At 38.3% G+C, this 19,748-nt stretch carries 17 protein-coding genes; 14 read left to right on the top strand and 3 right to left on the bottom strand.

Annotation, left to right across the window (positions count from 1 at the left end; genetic code table 11):
• The first annotated feature begins 20 nt into the window (after positions 1-20).
• From B3E92_RS05630 to B3E92_RS05600, 7 genes are all read left to right on the top strand, one after another.
• The gene (locus B3E92_RS05630) at positions 21-1,736 is read left to right on the top strand and encodes a RagB/SusD family nutrient uptake outer membrane protein (protein ID WP_070566116.1); all 1,716 of its coding nucleotides are present in this window, start codon (positions 21-23) and stop codon (positions 1,734-1,736) included.
• 124 nt (positions 1,737-1,860) lie between these two features.
• Positions 1,861-3,180 (top strand): D-alanyl-D-alanine carboxypeptidase, encoded by a 1,320-nt coding sequence (locus tag B3E92_RS05625; protein ID WP_239468749.1) that lies wholly within the window; start codon positions 1,861-1,863, stop codon positions 3,178-3,180.
• A gap of 10 nt (positions 3,181-3,190) precedes the next feature.
• Positions 3,191-4,489: an MFS transporter gene (locus B3E92_RS05620; RefSeq protein WP_286895749.1), complete on the top strand. Its 1,299-nt coding sequence runs from the start codon at positions 3,191-3,193 to the stop codon at positions 4,487-4,489.
• 20 nt (positions 4,490-4,509) lie between these two features.
• Positions 4,510-5,238 (top strand): (Fe-S)-binding protein, encoded by a 729-nt coding sequence (locus tag B3E92_RS05615; RefSeq protein ID WP_286834767.1) that lies wholly within the window; start codon positions 4,510-4,512, stop codon positions 5,236-5,238.
• Between the two features lie 22 nt (positions 5,239-5,260).
• Positions 5,261-6,151, top strand: a complete 891-nt coding sequence (locus tag B3E92_RS05610; protein ID WP_046672364.1) for a TIM barrel protein — start codon at positions 5,261-5,263, stop codon at positions 6,149-6,151.
• Between the two features lie 274 nt (positions 6,152-6,425).
• Positions 6,426-8,000, top strand: coding sequence for a peptide MFS transporter (locus tag B3E92_RS05605; RefSeq protein WP_112375590.1), 1,575 nt, complete (start codon positions 6,426-6,428; stop codon positions 7,998-8,000).
• An 83-nt stretch (positions 8,001-8,083) separates the two neighbouring features.
• A complete protein-coding gene (locus B3E92_RS05600) occupies positions 8,084-9,673 on the top strand; it encodes a peptide MFS transporter (RefSeq protein ID WP_286895747.1) in 1,590 nt (529 codons plus the stop codon).
• Positions 9,674-9,749: 76 nt separating this feature from the next.
• On the opposite strand, the gene B3E92_RS05595 is transcribed toward B3E92_RS05600, so the two are convergent.
• Positions 9,750-11,042: a hemolysin family protein gene (locus tag B3E92_RS05595; RefSeq protein WP_286834769.1), complete on the bottom strand. Its 1,293-nt coding sequence runs from the start codon at positions 11,040-11,042 to the stop codon at positions 9,750-9,752.
• 145 nt (positions 11,043-11,187) lie between these two features.
• The gene (locus B3E92_RS05590; RefSeq protein WP_046671778.1) at positions 11,188-12,534 is read right to left on the bottom strand and encodes a Gfo/Idh/MocA family protein; all 1,347 of its coding nucleotides are present in this window, start codon (positions 12,532-12,534) and stop codon (positions 11,188-11,190) included.
• 230 nt (positions 12,535-12,764) lie between these two features.
• Between B3E92_RS05590 and B3E92_RS05585 the strand changes: the two genes are divergently transcribed.
• Entirely contained in the window at positions 12,765-13,871 is a 1,107-nt protein-coding gene (locus B3E92_RS05585; protein WP_046671777.1) for a phosphotransferase enzyme family protein, read from the top strand.
• A gap of 78 nt (positions 13,872-13,949) precedes the next feature.
• The gene (locus tag B3E92_RS05580; RefSeq protein WP_286753184.1) at positions 13,950-14,594 is read left to right on the top strand and encodes a carbohydrate-binding family 9-like protein; all 645 of its coding nucleotides are present in this window, start codon (positions 13,950-13,952) and stop codon (positions 14,592-14,594) included.
• A gap of 24 nt (positions 14,595-14,618) precedes the next feature.
• Here B3E92_RS05580 and B3E92_RS05575 read toward each other — a convergent pair whose 3' ends face one another.
• Positions 14,619-14,957, bottom strand: coding sequence for a DUF2853 family protein (locus B3E92_RS05575; protein ID WP_046671775.1), 339 nt, complete (start codon positions 14,955-14,957; stop codon positions 14,619-14,621).
• 228 nt (positions 14,958-15,185) lie between these two features.
• On the opposite strand from B3E92_RS05575, the gene B3E92_RS05570 reads away from it, so the two are divergent.
• From B3E92_RS05570 to B3E92_RS05550, 5 genes are all read left to right on the top strand, one after another.
• Entirely contained in the window at positions 15,186-15,434 is a 249-nt protein-coding gene (locus tag B3E92_RS05570; RefSeq protein WP_046671774.1) for a type B 50S ribosomal protein L31, read from the top strand.
• 78 nt (positions 15,435-15,512) lie between these two features.
• The gene (locus tag B3E92_RS05565; protein WP_286834770.1) at positions 15,513-16,679 is read left to right on the top strand and encodes a putative sugar nucleotidyl transferase; all 1,167 of its coding nucleotides are present in this window, start codon (positions 15,513-15,515) and stop codon (positions 16,677-16,679) included.
• An 11-nt stretch (positions 16,680-16,690) separates the two neighbouring features.
• A complete protein-coding gene (tpiA, locus tag B3E92_RS05560; protein WP_070566100.1) occupies positions 16,691-17,458 on the top strand; it encodes a triose-phosphate isomerase in 768 nt (255 codons plus the stop codon).
• A 9-nt stretch (positions 17,459-17,467) separates the two neighbouring features.
• Entirely contained in the window at positions 17,468-18,307 is an 840-nt protein-coding gene (prmA, locus tag B3E92_RS05555; protein ID WP_070566098.1) for a 50S ribosomal protein L11 methyltransferase, read from the top strand.
• A gap of 7 nt (positions 18,308-18,314) precedes the next feature.
• The gene (locus B3E92_RS05550) at positions 18,315-19,685 is read left to right on the top strand and encodes a Mur ligase domain-containing protein (protein WP_070566097.1); all 1,371 of its coding nucleotides are present in this window, start codon (positions 18,315-18,317) and stop codon (positions 19,683-19,685) included.
• Positions 19,686-19,748 lie beyond the last annotated feature (63 nt).

Genomic DNA, 19,748 nt, shown 5'->3' with positions numbered 1-19,748 from the left:
TAAGTTAAAATTTGATTGAAATGAAAAAAAGAAATATAATCGTCGTTCTCGGAATATCAATGGCTTTGCTATCTTCTTGTGGTAAATCTTTCCTGGAACGTATTCCACAGGGGGAGTTGTCTGACACGCAGGTTGCTAACTCAAAGGGTATTGAAGCTGAATTGATTGGTGCATACGGCATTTTAAATGGCAATGTCAATGGTACTTGGGGAAACTATTCTTCAGCACCTAGCCAGTGGTTGTTTGGAGAGGTTGCGGGGGATAACGCCCATAAAGGTTCTGAAGCTACGGATCAACCTAATATGAATATGATCGAGTTTCATACACCAAATAGTTCTAATGATAACCTGAGCCAGATGTGGGAGGTATACTATGAGGGTGTGCTCAGAGCAAATAATACGTTACGACTTTTGAATGCGGATCAGGCAGGTGCAAAAACAGTGACTGCGGACCGTGCAAAGCAAATTCAAGGTGAAGCCAGGTTATTGCGTGCACATTATTATTTTTACCTCTGGCGTGTTTTCAAAAACTTAGCCTACGTGGATGAGACTATGACGGTGGATGAGGCCAAGGTTAAACCTAATAAAGATGATGTATTGCCTAAGATCATCGACGATCTAAAATTTGCAGTGGATAATCTTCCTGCCACTAAGATTAACCAACAATCAGGCCGTATGGATAAAAATATCGCTAAGGCATATTTAGGTAAGGTTTATTTATACCAGAAAAAATATGCTGATGCATTGGCCTTGTTTAAAGACGTTATCGGTGCAAAGGATCTTCGTACGATGCCGTACCAAAATAACTTTGACGTACTTACAAAAGATGGCCCAGAGGCATTACTGGTATCTAAACATGTGATTAACCCAGATGGATCTGGCGACAATGCCAATGTTGGAGATATGTTGTCTGGATTAAACGGAAGTAATCCTGTAGGTTGTTGTGGTTTCTATCAACCGACCATTGATTTGGTCAATGCGTATAAAGTTGATGCAAATGGCTTACCATTGTTGGACGGTTCTTATCGCAATAATCCATATAAATCAGATTTCGGTTTGTCTGATGAGGCAAAGAAAACATACAAACTTGATGTGACGCTTCGTTTTGATCCACGGTTGGACTATACGGTTGGTCGTAGAGGTGTAAATTTCTATGATTATGGTGTCATGCCAGGCGATGCATGGATTCGTGAGGTGAGCTCGGGAGGACCATTTGTTGGTATAAAAACAATGATTCCGAAGAGTCTGCATGCGACACATACGGCGTCAGGAGCGGCATATATTACTGACTTGGATGTTAATATTATTCGTTTAGCTGATGTTGTTTTAATGGCAGCGGAATGTCAAGTTGAATTGGGCGACTTAGGTGCAGCGATGAATCTCGTAAATGCAGTTCGTGAACGTGCGGCAAAATTACCTCCAAAAACGACTGGCGATAATGTTGCGGCGGCAGTATATGTTGTTAAACCCTATACTTCTTTCCCAGACCAAAATTATGCGCGCAAAGCTGTTCGTTTTGAACGTCGTTTAGAATTAGCGATGGAAGGACATCGTTTCTATGACCTCGTGCGTTGGGGTGAGGCGAAAACTGTATTGGAAAGCTACGCAACGTTTGAAGGTGGTTTTATGTCACGTTATAAAGGCCTAAACTATAAACCACAAAATGATTACTTCCCAATTCCACAATCGCAGATTGACAGAAGTGGTGGAGCTCTGACACAAAATCAAGGATATTAATTTTTGATAGTTTTAAAAAGGAAAGGGGGAGGCGTTGTCTTCCCCTTTCCTTTTTAAGGATTTGTATCTGAATTTTGGCAATAGACGAAAGGGAGTTCATGCAGTTTTTTGTATGTTTGAACTGATGAAAAAAATTTTAAGTGCATTATTGCTGCTTTGGTTTCTGCCCGCTGCTACTTTTGTAGCGAAGGCTCAGAGCTTTGAGGATGTTTATCAGCTATTTCAAGAATCTAAAATATTAAATGATCATTTTGTTGGTTTTTCTTTATACGACCTCAATGCCAATAAATATGTCATGGATATAAACGGCAATAAGCATTTTACGCCGGCTTCCAATACGAAAATGTATACCACCTATGCCGCACTGGCACTGTTGGGCGATTCAATACCTGGTTTGGAGTATGTGGAACGCGGAGACTCGTTGCTTATCTGGGGGACTGGTGATCCGACCTTTCTGCATAATCGTTTAGATACCCGGGTAGTATACAACTTTTTGAAAAATACGAATAAACGCATTTTTGTCGTGCCAGGAACAATGAAGAATAAGTTCTTTGCGCATGGTTGGGCTATGGAAGATTTTGAGGCTTACTATCAACCTGAAATCAGTACATTTCCTATTTATGGCAATGTGGTCACTTTTCGACAAAAAGGTTATAATTATCTATCGACCTCTCCAGCAAGTTTTCAAAATTCACTGGATTTTTTGCCGGAACCTAAGGTCGGTGATTTTGAACTTTCCCGCTCATTTCATGCAAATTCCTTTTGGATGTCCAAACGTCCCGTTCCGAGCGGTTATGTCAATGAAGTTCCATTTATCTATTCTGATAGCTTATTTATTAAATTATTGGCGGACAGTCTAGGTAAATCCGTCACCTTACTATCTTACCAAAAACCAAGCAATACCAAGATACTCTATTCCGGCAGTACCAAAAATTTAATCCGTGAAATGATGTTGCCAAGTGATAATTTTATTGCTGAACAGTTTTTGATGATGTGTTCGTGGAAACAATTCAGTCAATTTGATACTTACTTGGTACGGGACTGGATGAAGAATAACGTTTATAAATACTTTTCAGCTGAGGTCGCCTTATTTGATGGATCGGGTCTGTCGTCCTATAACAAGGTGACTCCGCAGAATAATGTAGATCTATTGGTCCTCTTGAAAAATAAGTTGCCGGATGAGCAAGAGCGTTTCCGTCTTTTTCCGGCTGGAGGTGTCGATGGCACCCTAAAACGTACCTATAGCAAAGATCTCGGTGAACCGTTTGTTTTTGCTAAAACGGGAACGATTACATCTGTCTATAATCAGAGCGGTTATCTGATTACGCGGACAGGAAGGCGCTTGGCATTTTCTTTTATGAACAATAATTATATAGATGATCGAGCAAGTGTAATTCGTAAAGAAATGGCTAAAATAATTACTTATATTCGTCAAACTTATTAAGCCAATTTAAATGGAAGCAATTGTAAAAAACAATAAAAAATTGATTCGTTCTTGGGCCATGTTCGATTGGGCCAATTCTGCTTACAACCTTGTTATTACTTCCACGATATTCCCTGTTTACTATACCGCAATTACGACGACAAAAGAGCATGGTGATGTTGTTCGTTTCTTTGGGATTGAAGTCGTCAATACCGCACTTTCCAATTTTTCTTTGGCCTTTGCCTATTTGCTGATGTCTTTTTCTTTGCCTTTTATTTCTTCCTACGCTGATGCAAAGGGGAAAAAGAAACAGATTATGAAATTCTTTACCTATGTTGGAGCGGTTGCATGTATGTGCTTATTTTTCTTCAAGCTTGAAACCTTGGAAATTGGTATCATATGTTTTGTTCTTGCGGCGATGGGCTATATTGGTGGTGTTTTGTTTAACAATTCTTATTTACCGCTTTTGGCAACTGTTGATCAACAAGATAAGGTGAGTGCGCAAGGTTTTGCTTATGGATATATTGGCTGTGTCACTTTACAGATTCTTTGTTTTATAGTGGTGCTTAAACCTGAATGGTTTGGTATTACAGATGCCTCACTGCCGGCTCGCATATCGTTTCTAATGGTCGGATTGTGGTGGCTTGGGTTTTCAATGATCCCTTTTAAATACCTGCCTAAAATTGATGCGACCGAGAATAACACCGGTAAGAGTTTTGTACAGAATGTATGGGATGAATTCGGCCATGTTATCCAAAAGATCAAAGGTATTCCAGAAATAAAACAGTTTTTGCCGGCTTTTTTCTTTTATGCAATTGGTGTTCAGACCTTGATGATTGTAGCCTCTTCTTTTGGAGAGAAAATTTTGCATTTAGGCGCAGAAAGGTTGATTGCAACAATTCTTCTCATCCAGCTCGTGGCTATCTTAGGTGCATTTTTAATGTCTTATTTATCTACGCTTTTTGGAAATATTAAGGTGTTGATCGTTGTGGTGATGATCTGGATCGGCATCTGTATTGCAGCATTTTATTTATCTACTCCACTTCAGTTTTATATAATTGCTGCACTGGTCGGTTTAGTTATGGGCGGGATTCAGTCCTTATCACGCTCAACCTATTCTAAGTTAATTCCGACGGATATTAAAGATACGACGGCTTTCTTCTCTTTTTATGACGTTACAGAAAAAGTTGCTATTGTCATTGGATTATTCTCATTCGGGTTTATAGAACAGGTAACACATAATATTCGATATTCGGCATTGGTTCTTTCTTTATTTTTTGTAATTGGATTGTTACTTTTGGTCCGGATATTAGTATCCAATAAATCTTAATTTTATTGATTGAATTGCATATGAAAGTAGAACTTTTTGTTCCTTGTTTTATAGATCAGCTTTACCCTGAAACCGCTTTTAATACGGTTCGTTTATTAGAAAAAGTCGGTTGCGATGTCGTCTATAATCCTGAGCAGACATGCTGTGGCCAGCCGGCCTATAATGCTGGATTTTGGGATGATGCGAAACAGGTCGGACGGAAGTTTTTAGGTGACTTCTCGGGAGATCATGTGATTATTTCTCCTTCGGCGTCCTGTACTGGTATGGTACGACATGCTTATAATGATTTATTCGCAAATTCGGCAGATTCCCATCAATGTCATAAAATACAACAACAGGTGATGGAAATCTCTGATTTTTTAGTAAACGTGCTAAAAAAAGAGTATTTTGGAGCTGAATTGGAGGGTGTTGCGGTATACCATGATTCTTGCTCGGCTTTGCGAGAGTGCAAAATTAAAGAGGAACCACGGAAATTATTGAGTAAGGTCTTAGGTTTGGAGATGGTGGAGGTGAAAGATAGCGAGACATGTTGTGGGTTTGGGGGAAGTTTTGCCGTTAAATTCGAAGGAATATCCGCGGCAATGGCTGAGCAAAAAGTGCGCAATGCACTTGATCTGAATGCGGATTATATTATTTCCACTGATTCATCTTGTTTGCTACAGCTTCAATCTTATATCGATAAACATAAATTACCCATTCAGACGATGCACCTCGTTGATGTGTTGACCACTGGCTGGGGAAATATTTAAATAACACATTAAATCTAAACACATGAATTCAAGAAGAGATTTTCTTAAAAACCTTGCGCTAGCATCTGCTGGTATAGCATTAGCTCCCTCTTTGGAGAGTTTTGCGGCAGCAAAGAAAGATTGGTTTGACATTTCCTTGGCTGAATGGTCATTGCATAAATCCTTGTTTAAGGGAGATTTGAACAATTTGGATTTTCCAGTATTGGCTGCCAAAAAATACGGTATCTATGGGGTGGAATATGTGAATCAATTTTTTAAGGATAAGGCTAATGATAATAATTACCTTACTGAGCTAAATATGCGCGCGAAAGATAATGGTGTACGTAATGTACTCATTATGATTGATGGTGAAGGAAATCTCGGTGACGAAGATGAAACAAAGAGAAAACAAGCTGTGCAAAACCATTATAAGTGGATTTCTGCAGCTAATTTCTTAGGTTGTCATGCCATTCGTGTCAATGCGGCTGGAAAAGGAACGCCTGAGGAAGTGAGTAAGCGTGTTGTTGAAAGTTTAACAACACTATCTGATATCGGTAAAAAAGCGGGCATTAGCATAATTGTAGAAAACCATGGTGGTATCTCTTCGCATGGTGACTGGTTGGCCAATACATTAAAAGCAGTGGGTAGTAAATATTGTGGAAGTTTACCCGATCTTGGTAATTTCTATGAGTATGATCGTTACCAAGGTGTAACGGATTTAATGCCTTATGCGCATGGTGTGAGTGCCAAAACACATGATTTTGATGCCAATGGTAATGAAACGCAAATTGACTATGAGCGTATGTTGAAGATTGTTAAAAAAGCAAAATTCAAAGGTTATGTGGGGATTGAATATGAGGGAAGTAAGTTGAGTGAGGAAGAGGGTATTTTTGCTACTAAAAAATTATTGGAACGTTTGCGTCCTTTGATTTAAAATTTAACTATTCGAGTTCTTTTCTGTCAATGGAAAGAACTCGAATAGTTAAATAGGTTTTAATTGATGTGTTGCTCGGATGCAACAACTAAAAAAACTGAAGTCCATTTGTTAGAAACCTATTAAAATCTTCACTATCTTGCTTGAGTATATGAAGATGAGTGAATCACTACTTTCTTGGTGTAGAGGACCATCGGATTTTTCCATTTACTGATGGTATACTTATAAATGGAAATCGCACTACCTTATTTTGAAAAATAACGACTAAAAAAACATGAATTTTGAAAAAAATGCTGTTCTTGAAACCCATTTGCAAAAAGTAGGGGCGGAACATGTATTGGTACAAGGGCATCCAGCCGGCTTGTTCGTATTATTCTTCACAGAGATGTGGGAGCGTTTTAGCTACTATGGCATGCGGGCGCTGTTGGTGAATTTTCTAGTTTCTACCATCGCCCAACAAGGATGGGGCTGGACCAACTCCGAAGCGATGAAGCTTTACGGTTTGTACACCGGGATGGTGTTTTTAACGCCCTTGTTCGGCGGGATTATAGCCGACCGTCTTACAGGATATAAAAAATCCATTATGGTGGGGGCTGTAATTATGACTCTCGGGCATATCGCTATGGCTTTAGAGGGATTTAATAAAAGCTTTTTTTTGGCAGGGTTGGTGCTGATTGTTTTGGGAAATGGTCTGTTCAAACCCAATATTTCTTCGATGGTAGGAAAATTATATCCAGATAAAGGCGGTAAAAAGGATGCGGGGTATACCATTTTTTATATGGGTATCAATGGAGGGGCATTTTTGGGTATGATGCTATGCGGCTATATTGGTGAGAAGATCGGCTGGCATTATGGTTTTGGGCTTGCCGGAATATTTATGTTTTTGGGAATGTTGCAATTTTATTTTGCGCAGCGCATCTTTGGAAAGATTGGCAATACACCCGAGAAACAAGAAGAGCTAACCGATATTGCAGCGGGTCAAGAAGAAAATCCGCAACATATTGTGCGTGATCGTTTGCTTGTAATAGCCATTTTTATGTTGTCAAGTATTGTCTTCCATTTAGCTTTTGAACAAGCGGGTGGCTCGATGACGATCTTTGCAAAAAATTATACACAGCGGGTATTGAGTGGTGACGTGGCGGTTTTATTTAAATGGTTCGACGCTGCATTGACGGTTTTGCCGATTGTGGTAATTACTGGGGTATTGTTTGTTTTAGCGAAGAAAATCATACGCAAATACCCGATGATTATACTTTTTTCGAGCATTTCTTTTGTGATCATCTGGTCCTTGTGTCTTTGGAAGGTTTATCGGGAATATTATGGTATGAATTCGGAAGTTACTGTATCCTGGTTTCCGATGTTAAATTCTTTCTTTATCATTACGCTGGCTACATCATTTAGTAAGATCTGGGAGAAAGTATGGAATCCTTCTGGTCCAATTAAGTTTGCAATGGGACTGACACTGGTTGGAGTTGGTTTTGCGGCACTATCTATTGGAAGCTCCGAGATTCCTACCGGTGCAAGGACGGCCTCTGTTAGTATGATATGGCTGGTATTGGCATACTTTTTTCATACAGTGGGCGAATTGTGTATTGGTCCGGTTGGCCTTTCTTATGTCAGTAAACTATCGCCCAAAAAATTCCTGGGGTTATTGTTTGGTTTTTGGTTTTGTGCCAATGCCATAGCTAATTTTATAGGGGGCTTTATTGGGTCGTATATTGATAAGATTACTGAATCTCATTCGATGTCTTACTTCTTTGCTGTGTTTACAGTGATCCCTATGGTGGCTGCTGTATTTCTTATTCTAGGCAACAAAAAAATAAAAAAGATGATGCATGGAATTGATTAATTCATAGAAAAATAGTGTATCTTCAAGCGATTTTTATCAAAATAAAAACAAAACCTGAGTTATAAAACAATTATTGAAATTATATGAATCAAGAAAAAGATCAAGTTCTTGTAGCGCATCTTGCTAAGCAGGGGATCGATGACAAGATGGTAAATGGACATCCTGCCGGATTATTTGTGCTATTCTTTACAGAGATGTGGGAGCGGTTTAGCTACTACGGTATGCGGGCATTGTTGACCTTATTTTTAATAAGTTCCATTGCTGATGGAGGATGGGAATGGAGTAATGAACGGGCCATGAAACTTTACGGTTTGTATACTGGTTTCGTCTATTTGACACCATTGATCGGTGGAATGATAGCGGATAAGCTAACCGGTTTTAAAAAGGCAATTTTGATCGGTGCTTTGGTCATGACCTTGGGGCATTTGTCTATGGCATTTGAGGGCGTAAATTCAAATTTCTTTTATTTAGGTCTTGTCTTAATGATCCTAGGAAACGGGATGTTTAAACCTAATATTTCTTCCATGGTGGGAAATCTCTACCCAGATCAAAGTCCTAAAAAGGACGCTGGTTATACCATATTTTATATGGGAATCAATGCCGGATCATTTTTAGGAATGCTATTATGTGGTTACATTGGTGAGAAGATCGGTTGGCATTATGGATTCGGACTTGCTGGAGTGTTTATGTTCTTTGGTATGTTGCAATTCTATTTTGGACAAAAGATATTTGGTATCATCGGAGATTCTCCTAAAGCACTTCGGGCTTACCATGAAAAAAAGATCAAGAATCACGAAGAAGAGGAAGAGGTCATTCCAGCACATGTTGTCCGAGATAGATTGATCGTCGTCACCATATTCATGTTGGCTAGTGTAGTTTTCTTTCTGTCTTTTGAACAGGCAGGAGGATCGATGTCAATCTTTGCCAAGGACTATACGCAAAGGGTTCTGTCTGGAAGTTCGGCGGTGACGTTTAAATGGATTGATACTATTTTGACCATTGTGCCTATTGTTATAGTCACAATTGTTTTAACAGCATTGGCTAGAAAGATATATAAACAATATCCATTAACGATTTTATTTACTGGTATTTCGTTTGGTATAATTTGGTGTTTGGGACTTTGGAAAGTCTTTAGAGAAATAGGAATAACTGGATCAGAAGTCGGCGCTTCATGGTTTCAGATTTTGAATGCATTTTTTATCATTTCAATGGCATCGTCATTTAGTAAATTCTGGGAAAAAATATGGAATCCGTCTGGTCCTGTTAAGTTTGCATTGGGCTTAATATTAGTAGGTATCGGATTTGCAGCATTGGCTTATGGGGCGAGTGAAATTCCCCAAGGTGCCAAGAGAGCCTCTGTCAGTATGATTTGGCTTGTAATCGCCTATTTTTTCCATTCTGCAGGAGAGCTTTGTTTGTCACCTGTTGGTTTGTCTTATGTCAGTAAGCTTTCTCCAAAGAAATTTTTGGGACTTCTTTTCGGTTGTTGGTTCTGTGCTTCGGCTATTGCCAATTTTATCGGTGGATTTTTAGGGTCATACATTGATCGCATTACAGAAGAACATTCGATGTCTTACTTCTTTATGATATTTGCAATAGTTCCGGGAGTTACTGCATTGTTGTTGATCATCTTTAACCCCTTATTGAAAAAAATGATGCACGGCATCAACTAAATTGTTGTAGAAGGTGAGCATATAAAAGCGGTTGGCTGATCAGTATATCGATCAACCAACCGCTTTTTATATTCTTTTATTCCTCCACTTTCAAAAGTAGTTTATCGATGCGGTGGCCATCCATATCAAGCACTTCGAAAACTAGATTTTTAAATCGGACACGTTCGCCTTCTTCGGGCACGTGATCTAATCTTAGGAACACTAGGCCTCCTACAGTAGTTACATTGTTGATCTCATCTTCGTCTTCCTCAGAAAGACCGATTTCAAATTCATCCAAAAGGTCCTCGATCTGATATTGTCCGTCGACAACATAATCGCCGTTTTCCAATTGACGTATTGTCGGTCGGGCACTTAGGTCGCTTTCTGTGATGTTCCCTACCAAATCGCCAACGATATCCCGTAACGTAATAATTCCCTGTGGCGAACCATATTCATCAATGACAACCGCCTGATGTATACTGGAGGTGCGCAGGGTATTCATGATGCTATAAGATGAGCTAAATTCGTTCACAAATTTGATGGGTAACATGAGCGTTCTTAGATCAAATGGTTCGTTTTGGAGGCATTGTCGTAGTAAAGACTTTACATGAACAACACCTTTAATATTGTCGAGTCCACCTTCACAGACCGGGTAGATGGAATGATTGTTGTCCAGTATGATCTTTCTGTTTTCTTCAAAAGAATCTTCCAGATCCAAAAAAACAATGTTTTTGCGGTGAGTCATTAGGTTGACCGCCTTTTTGTCCCCTAAACTCAATAGACGATCGACGATATCGTGCTCAATACCTTCGATGACACCACTGTCGACACCTTCGTCTACTAGCGCCTTAATTTCTTCTTCCGTGACACTATTGCCGCTACTCTTGATATTGAGTATTTTGACAATAAACTCTGTCGACATACTGAGTAGCCATACAAATGGTCGTACGATTTTGCTGAGCAGGTTCATCGGGTAAGCGATTAGCATGGCATACTTCTCCGGAATAGCCATACCGATACGTTTGGGGACTAATTCACCAAGCACCAACGAAAAGTAGGTGATGATAAAGACGACAATGATTACAGCGAGCTGTTCGCTATAGGGGGCTATAATACTGGATTTATTAAATATGCCGACTAGATATGTGGAAATACTACCACCAGAAAAAAAACCGGTTAGAATGCCGATAAGGGTAATGCCTATTTGTACAGTGGATAGAAAGTTGTTGGGCGATTCTTTTAGGTTTAGCGCTATTTTGGCTGCCGCATTGTTTTTATCGCTTTCAGCCTGTAGCCTTGCCTTTCTGCTGGATACGATGGATATTTCTGATGCCGATAGTATTCCGTTTAGAATAATCAGGACTAAAATAATAATTGCTTCGGTAAGCATAATGAGTTGAAAAAGTTGTTTGCTAGTGCTAATTTACGGAAAAGACCAGCTAAAAAGTAGGATTATTATGATTATGTCAAGCATCCATAAAAAAAGCCGTATATCTTTCAATACGGCTTTTATAATAATAAGAATGTTTTTTCAATTACATTCCACTGTCATCTAACATAAAAGTATTTTTCTTGGTTTTCCATTTTCCTTTTGTAAAATCAGGGAATTCCAACGTTTTATTTCCTTTTGCAATAGACTCGGTAGATAATGGGAATACAGCACTCATGGTTACTGAATCATATACGTCAATTGGCGTCTGTACCTTTTGTTTTACTGCCTGAATGAACGCATTGAATACAAACCAGTCCATGCCACCATGACCAGAACCATTTGCTACCGCTTCATATTTTTGCCAGATTGGGTGATCGTATTTCTTTACCCATTCATCTGCAGAATCCCACGTGTGTGGTTTGGATTTACCCTCGATGTGAATACCTTTTGCAACATCCATCCAAATACCATCTGTTCCTTGTACGCGGAAGCCGATAGAGTAAGGTCTTGGCAAGTGTGTATCATGCGTTAATAACATGGTTTCTCCATTTGCACATTGTAACATCGTTTGTGTGATATCACCATTTTTGTAATTGATCTTACCGTTGGGGTGTCCTGGGGAAACTTTATTGACATAGGCTGCCAATCCACGGGCTTTACTTGAGTACGAAGTGATATGGGTGAATCTGTTACCCTTGTTGATATCTGCAAATTGCATAATTGGACCTAAACCGTGGGTAGGATATAGATCACCATCTTGATCGATATTGAACTGTGTACGCCATTGTGCCTCAGAAATCGCTTTCGGGCCATATTCAACGCCATGGCCATAATACGCTTTTCCGTCATTGAATAATACTTCGCGTAAATCGTGTTGATAACCGCCTTCCAGGTGCAACAATTCACCAAATAGTCCTTGTCTGTGCATATTCAATACAGCAAGTACGTCACGACGGAATGCCACATTTTCTAGGGTCATGTAAGGCTTTCCGGTTTCTTCGGATACTTTCACAATATCCCAGTGATCTTGTAGCGTTAGACCTGCTATAACCTCGCAACCTACGTATAGTCCAGCTTTCATTGCGTCAATAGCTTGGTTTTTGTGGAATTGCCAAGGTGTTGCAATAATGACAGCATCTAATTTTTCATTGCTTAACATCTTTTTGTAAGCATCAACGCCACCAGTATATTCTTTTGGAAGTTTGGTGCCTTTTGCGTTGAATTGTTTACGGCATTGTGCTAGAGATTCTTCTTGGGTGTCACAGACAGCCACAATTTCTAAATCATCTCTGTTTAGGGCAATTTGAACGTGATTACGTCCTCTAAGACCCACACCAATAAAACCGATTTTTATCTTGCCATTTGTTTGGGCAAATAATTCTGTACTTGAAAGGACACCGATTCCAGCTGTAGTGATGGCAGTCGATTTTATGAAATTTCTTCTATCCATTGTTTTGAGATATAAGGAGTTTGTATATTAGTTATTTACTTGTTTGAAAACAGTCTTTGAGACTGGGTACTATTAACAAATATATTATTTCATTTGGGATAAATGAAAGTGCAAACGTTTGCTTAATTTTATTAAATTTCATGCAAACGTTTGATTGAAATAAAAATTATCATTTATTAATTCAATTTGTGATATTGCAAGCACATTGATGATTTAAAAAACATAGTTTAATGTCTGATTTTAACCAATTAGTAGTAGAGAGCGCAGCAAAACAATTCACATTAGAAGGAGATATCATTTCAGTGCAACCGTTTGGTTCTGGTCATATCAATGATACCTATCGTGTAGTTACTACTGTAGATAGCGGTATATCGCATTTATTACAACGTATTAATCACCATGTTTTTCCGAACGTGGATGGATTAATGCATAATATTGAGATTGTCACCAAGCATCTTAGCAAAAAAGTTAAAGTCGCTGAAGGAAAAAGAATCAGCGATCATGTATTGACAATTGTTCCTACAAAAGGTGGGGAATTATATATAAAAGATAGTCAGGATAATTATTGGCGCATGTTTATTCTCATAGAGGATACGAAAAGCTATGATATTGTAGAGACTGAAGTCCAAGCAGCCGAAGGTGGCCGTGCTTTTGGGTTGTTTCAAAAACAGCTGTCGGATTTAGATGCTTCGTTGATCGTTGAAGTACTTCCCAACTTTCATAATATAGAGTTTAGACTCGAAAATCTTCGAAAAGCAATCGCTAAAGATGTGTGCCAACGTGTAGCGTCGGTAAAGGACAAATTGGATTTTATCTTTAGTCGTGAAGATCGAATGAAAACCATTCTTGAACTTGGTAACAAGGGGGAACTTCCACTGCGCATTACACATAATGATACCAAGTTTAATAATGTGCTCTTAGATCGCCACGATAAGATGCAATGTGTGATCGATTTGGATACAGTTATGCCAGGCTATGTGGCATACGATTTTGGAGATGCGATTCGGACGATTATTAACCCTGTTGCCGAAGATGAGATGGATGTTTCGAAAATTCTGCTAAATCTTGCCTTATATAAGGCCTATGCCGAAGGTTATTTGGAGGAAGCTAATGACTTCTTGACAACTTTAGAGAAAGAAACATTAGTCGATGGGGCCTTCTTATTGCCCTATATGCAAGGAGTACGTTTCTTAACGGACTATTTGGAAGGAGATCATTACTACAAAACTAAATATGATGACCATAATCTGGTGCGTACAAATACGCAATTGAAATTGGTTGAAGAGATGGAAAAGAATGAAGCATTTATGCGGAAGGTAGTTTTTGATTGCATTTAACAATTTTATACCTTTAATCATATTGAGAAGCTTCCATCGCGTAGATGAAGCTTCTTTTTTCTGTAAAAAAATATTCGAATGAAAAAACTAACCATTTTGCCTATCGCAGCGGAGCTGGCCAATACACTTGATTATCATACTTTGTCGAAGCTCTTGAGCAATTTTGAATCGCATTCGCTGGAGTTTAATAACTGGAGCGAATCTTTCCCGTATAAACCTGAGGTACAATTTAAGATTGGCTATACCCAGGAGTATCTTGTGTTGCAATATGATGTCGTCGAAGAACAACTTCGGGGTAATTATTCCGAAACAAATCAAAATGTATGGGAAGATAGCTGTGTGGAGTTCTTTATTTCTTTTGATGGACGCGAACATTATTATAACCTGGAATTTAATCTAATTGGAACGGGCTTGATCGGTTATGGTCCGGCCGAAAAGGCAAATAGAAATCGATTGGATAGTACAACAATAGAACAGGTGCGTACTTACTCTTTAATTGAGCGTAATGGTTCCGATAAGCGATGGAGTATGATTGAGGTCATTCCACTTGCTGTATTTCAGTTTGACAATGTTGTAGACCTGAAAGGTAAACGGATACATGGGAATTTTTACAAATGTGGTGATCATCTCAAACAACCACATTTTATATCTTGGAATAAAATAGAAAACCCAACTCCTAATTTCCATCTCCCTGAGTTTTTTGGAGAAATGGTCTTTGGTTAGGAGTTGAGTGAAAAAAGGTGATGCTTATTGGTAAACAGATTCTTTTTTGAATTTCTTTGCCAATAAAGCATATACTAATACACGGTATTTATTTTTATTGGATTTGCCAATAGCGGTAATCACTTCCTCTAGTGCCTTGTCTAAATCAGGGCCATCTTTTAGGCCTAATTTTTTGATCAAAAAGTTTTGTTTGACACGGTTAAGTTCTTCGGGATCTGATGCAGCAATGGTTTCCGAGTCTGCATTGTAAATGGAAGGTCCTATTCCTTTTGTTACTTTTGCAATAAATGCTTCATCTAATGATAAGCCTAGCTTTTTTGATTCTGCAACATATGCAGCAATTTTTTCATCTAATTTGCTCATAATTATGTAAGTGATTTAATTGTAGTAAGTTAAGTTAGGTAAAAAAGTCGATAAACAAAATTATTCTTTGGTTAGGATAAAGATTGTTACATTTGTGCCCTTGATAAGTGCTGTTAACTAAAATGTGGAAAATTTCAACTAATTATTCTTCGTAATTGTTGTAAGTTACATTTTTATAAGTTATCTTTGCACCTCAATAATTGAATATACGTAATCATAATAATAATAATGAAAAAAGATTTGCATCCTTCAAATTACAGATTAGTTGTATTTAAAGATATGTCAAATGACTATGCTTTTATTACAAAATCTTGTGTTGATACAAAAGAGACTATTACATGGGAAGACGGAAATGAGTATCCAGTTGTAAAATTAGAGATTTCTCATACATCACACCCTTTCTATACAGGTAAAATGAAATTGGTTGATACTGCTGGTCGTATCGACAAATTCCGTAACCGTTACAACAAAAAATAATTGTAGCAGATCTGTATATTACAATATTAAGAACTCGATAAATATAATTTGTCGGGTTTTTTTTGTTATTTTTAATTTGTGAAAATCTTCTTTACAGATTGCTTTGATTCGATCCAATTGTTGGATAAGCTTAGCACCCCATTAACTACTTTTGATAGAAAGAGTCTTTATCCATTTACTTTCGTGAAATCTTGTTTGGACCTTCGGGTTGGTATACTGACTTTACGGGAGAAATGGGCAAAATTAGCTTTAAAATTTGATGTACACTATGTTGCCAACGATGCGGATAAGGAGGGGCTTATATGGGTGTCTGAGAACGTTATTCCGTCAGTAGCCTTATTACAGCTTCTACAGCGATTGCGTGTCGGAGAGGTCCTTGTACAGGACGGATACGTTTTAGCTTGTTGTTATACACATATAGACTCTTATCGTGTGCAAGAGGTTGATATATCCATTGATCTATTAAAAGGGATAGAAGATCTATTTTTGCTCACAGGGACTGAAATAACACATGATTTCAATCATCTGGTACAAGGTGTTCAGTCGTTCAGTATATCTGGAACAAATCAATTGTTAGGTAATGATCTTTATGTGGCTGATCGTGTTAGCATGGAATGTGCTACGCTCAATACCCTACAAGGTCCCATATATATCGATGAAGATGTTACAATTATGGAGGGCGCGCATTTGCGTGGTCCATTATATCTTGGTAAAGGAGCCGTTGTAAAAATGGGCGCTACGATTTATGGGAATGTTTCGGTAGGGAAGCAGAGTGTTATTGGGGGAGAGATCGGGAATTCGGTCATTGGTGATTTTTCGGCCAAGGGGCATCATGGTTATCTAGGGTGCTCGGTAATAGGAGATTGGTGTAATTTAGGAGCTGGTACCTCTAATTCCAATTTGAAGAATAACTTAAAGACTGTTTCAATTTACGATTATGCATTAGATAGTGTTCGGGATACAGGTCTTTTAAAATGCGGTGCCTTTATTGGAGACTATACTCGCCTTGGCATCAATTCGGCTTTAAATACAGGAACAGTAATTGGAATTGCAAGCATGCTAGCAGATACAAGTTTTTATGCTAAATTTGTACCGTCATTTGCTTGGGTGTTTGACGGAGGTGCTCAGACTTATGAATTTGATAAGTTTATGGCATATCTGGAGACGCTGTATGCATCAAAAGGGGAAGAGCTCACGGAGCAGATTAAAGATAAATTGAATCAACTTAACAAAAAATATAATTAAATCGTAAAATCATGCGTAAAAAAATCGTAGCTGGTAATTGGAAAATGAATTTAGACTATCAATCAGGATTGAGCTTGTTTTCTGAAATTATCAATATGGCCAAAGATGAAGTGATTGGAAACCAGGAATTGGTTGTTTGTAGTCCATTTATTCATTTGTCAAGTCTTGGGCAACTGTCTAAAAATGTCGCGAATGTAAATATTGGTGCTCAGAATATTCACCAAGCGGAGTCGGGTGCTTATACAGGTGAGATTTCGGCTTCACAAGTAAAATCAGTAGGTGCTTCACATGTTATTTTAGGTCACTCTGAAAGACGTGCTTATTTTGGTGAAACTGATGCATTGTTGGCATCTAAAGTGGATATTGCATTAAAGCATGATTTAACCCCAATATTCTGTATTGGAGAAACAAGAGAGGAACGCGAATCTGGAGCTTTCTTTGATGTGATCAAAACACAATTGACAGATGGATTGTTCCACTTGTCTAAAGAAGCTTTTGCAGCTGTGGTGTTGGCATATGAACCAGTTTGGGCAATTGGTACTGGCTTGACAGCTAGCCCTGAGCAAGCACAGGAGGTTCATAAATTTATTCGTGAGGTGTTAGCTGATCAATATGGTCAGGAGATTGCTGATAATACAAGTATTCTATATGGAGGGTCTTGTAATCCAGGTAATGCAAAAGATTTGTTTGCTCAAGCCGACATCGATGGTGGTTTGATTGGAGGTGCTTCTTTAAAATCGAGAGATTTTATTGATATCGCTAAAGTATTTAACGGCTAATTTTTAGAAATGAAATACGTAGAGGTTATCTTTCAAATGCGATCAGGTGAAGAATGGCAGAAGGATTTGTTGATATCTGATTTGGCTGATATTGGCTTTGATACTTTTGAGGATACCGAATCTGGATTTGCAGCTTATATTTCAGCTGCAAATCTTGACTTGCAAGCATTAGAAACGCTGATGCTTCAACCTTATGAAGGCCTGGAGGTCGATTATAAGATACAGGAAATAGAAAATCAGAATTGGAATAAATTGTGGGAAAGCAATTTCAACCCAATAGAGGTAGGAGGGCAATGCTATGTGCGTGCAACTTTTCATGAGGCCAAACCTGAGTTTCCCTATGAAATCATTATAGATCCGAAGATGTCTTTTGGCACCGGCCATCATCAAACAACTTCGATGATGCTTCAGTATATTTTGGAGAATGATTTTATGGGCAAGCAGGTTTTGGACATGGGCTGCGGTACAGGGATACTGGCCATTTTAGCATCAAAAAAAGGCGCGAAAGCTGTATTGGCTGTGGATTATGATGAGATATGTGTTGAAAGTGTAATCGAAAATAGGGCACTCAATCATGTTGAGCATATCGAAGCGCTCTGTGGATCTTACGAAGTTTTGGCCGGTCGGGTCTTTGATGTGATTTTGGCAAATATTAACCGTAACATTCTTTTAGAACAATTACCTCAGTATGCCTTGAGCATTCGTACAGGGGGTGAGCTGTACCTAAGTGGTTTCTATGAGCAGGAAGATTTAGCAATCTTAAGCGATGCGGCGACCGCATTGGGTTTTGAGTTTATCTCCAATAAAGTTTTAAATAATTGGTGTGCAGCCAAGTTTGTGAAGCGATAATTTAGCTATGCGGATTCATTTTATAGCAATAGGTGGTAGTGTGATGCATAACCTTGCTATTTCATTGGCAAAACAAGGGCATCAAGTGACCGGTTCTGACGATCAGATCGTAGAGCCCTCCCGTTCTCATTTGATTGAAGCAGGATTGCTTCCTAATCAATTGGGGTGGTTTGAAGAAAAAGTAACGGAGGATATTGATGCTGTGATCTTGGGCGCTCATGCCCAGGCAGATAATCCTGAATTAAAGCGGGCCCAGGAATTAGGTCTTAAAATTTATTCTTTTCCAGAATTTATACAAGAGCTTTCGCAGGATAAAATCCGGGTGGTTATCGCTGGAAGTTACGGTAAGACAACCATAACGAGCATGGTGATGCATGTTATGCGATTTCTAGGAAAAGAATTTGACTATTTGGTAGGAGCTCAATTAAGAGGCTTTGATAAGTTGGTCGATATTACTAAGCATAATAAGATTATTATTATCGAAGGAGATGAATATGTTTCATCTAAGATTGATCCGAAGTCCAAATTTTTGTATTATAAACCGAATATAGCGTTAATTTCGGGTATTGTATGGAATGAGTTTAACTCAAAAATATCTCAAGAGGAATATATTAAACAATTTGAAGATTTTATTGACTCAATTCCGCCTAAAGGTACCTTAATTTATAATAAGGAAGATGTTGTGTTACAGAAGGTTCTTCAAGATACAAAAGATTGTAAGATCAATAGACATGGCTATAAGATTCCTGATTATACAATTAATAAAGGGGTGACTTACATCAATACACCGGATGGCGACGTTCCATTGCAAGTGTTTGGTAAGCACAACCTATCTAATATTGCTGGGGCGTATACGATCTGCGAATGGTTGGGGATCAAAAAGAAAGAGTTCTTTGAGGCCATAAAAAGTTTTAATACTTCGATTCGTTATTTGGAGTTTGTTGCAAGCTCGGAAGGATCTGTGGTTTATCAGGATTATGCCTGTAATGCGGATAAAGTGAAGTCAAGTATTCACGCCGTGAAAGAGCAATTTCCTAATCAGAAATTGGTTACAATTATCGAATTAAACTCGTATGATAGTTTAGATTCATCGTTTTTGTTACAATATGCAAACTCAATGAAAGAGTCGGATGTCTCTGTGGTCTACGTGAATATAAATTCCTGTAAAGAACTTAATAAAGATATCGAAAGTGTCCCCAATAATATTAAGAATAATTTTAATAACCCTGATTTAGAGGTTGTTGTGAGTTTGGATGGGCTCTATTCATTTTTAGATGGTGTCAAATCAAAAGGTTACAATTTACTTCTTATGAGTTTAAATAATTATAATGGGGTTAATTTGTCTGTGCTGGCTGATCGGTTTTTTAGAGATTTTTAGAGAAAAAATTATAATTTAATGTAAATTAAATTGTAATTTATTATTTTTGTTTAAAATATCTAC

The organism is Sphingobacterium sp. UBA6317, from assembly GCF_002440385.1.
Lineage (GTDB): Bacteria > Bacteroidota > Bacteroidia > Sphingobacteriales > Sphingobacteriaceae > Sphingobacterium > Sphingobacterium multivorum.
Note: the sequence above shows the minus strand (reverse complement) of the source record. Positions and strands in the feature narration are given on the sequence as shown.

Coding starts and splice junctions, on each gene's coding strand:
- B3E92_RS05630 (WP_070566116.1), top strand. CDS start 21: ATGAAAAAAAGAAATATAATCGTCGTTCTCGGAATATCAATGGCTTTG.
- B3E92_RS05625 (WP_239468749.1), top strand. CDS start 1,861: ATGAAAAAAATTTTAAGTGCATTATTGCTGCTTTGGTTTCTGCCCGCT.
- B3E92_RS05620 (WP_286895749.1), top strand. CDS start 3,191: ATGGAAGCAATTGTAAAAAACAATAAAAAATTGATTCGTTCTTGGGCC.
- B3E92_RS05615 (WP_286834767.1), top strand. CDS start 4,510: ATGAAAGTAGAACTTTTTGTTCCTTGTTTTATAGATCAGCTTTACCCT.
- B3E92_RS05610 (WP_046672364.1), top strand. CDS start 5,261: ATGAATTCAAGAAGAGATTTTCTTAAAAACCTTGCGCTAGCATCTGCT.
- B3E92_RS05605 (WP_112375590.1), top strand. CDS start 6,426: ATGAATTTTGAAAAAAATGCTGTTCTTGAAACCCATTTGCAAAAAGTA.
- B3E92_RS05600 (WP_286895747.1), top strand. CDS start 8,084: ATGAATCAAGAAAAAGATCAAGTTCTTGTAGCGCATCTTGCTAAGCAG.
- B3E92_RS05595 (WP_286834769.1), bottom strand. CDS start 11,042: ATGCTTACCGAAGCAATTATTATTTTAGTCCTGATTATTCTAAACGGA.
- B3E92_RS05590 (WP_046671778.1), bottom strand. CDS start 12,534: ATGGATAGAAGAAATTTCATAAAATCGACTGCCATCACTACAGCTGGA.
- B3E92_RS05585 (WP_046671777.1), top strand. CDS start 12,765: ATGTCTGATTTTAACCAATTAGTAGTAGAGAGCGCAGCAAAACAATTC.
- B3E92_RS05580 (WP_286753184.1), top strand. CDS start 13,950: ATGAAAAAACTAACCATTTTGCCTATCGCAGCGGAGCTGGCCAATACA.
- B3E92_RS05575 (WP_046671775.1), bottom strand. CDS start 14,957: ATGAGCAAATTAGATGAAAAAATTGCTGCATATGTTGCAGAATCAAAA.
- B3E92_RS05570 (WP_046671774.1), top strand. CDS start 15,186: ATGAAAAAAGATTTGCATCCTTCAAATTACAGATTAGTTGTATTTAAA.
- tpiA (WP_070566100.1), top strand. CDS start 16,691: ATGCGTAAAAAAATCGTAGCTGGTAATTGGAAAATGAATTTAGACTAT.
- prmA (WP_070566098.1), top strand. CDS start 17,468: ATGAAATACGTAGAGGTTATCTTTCAAATGCGATCAGGTGAAGAATGG.
- B3E92_RS05550 (WP_070566097.1), top strand. CDS start 18,315: ATGCGGATTCATTTTATAGCAATAGGTGGTAGTGTGATGCATAACCTT.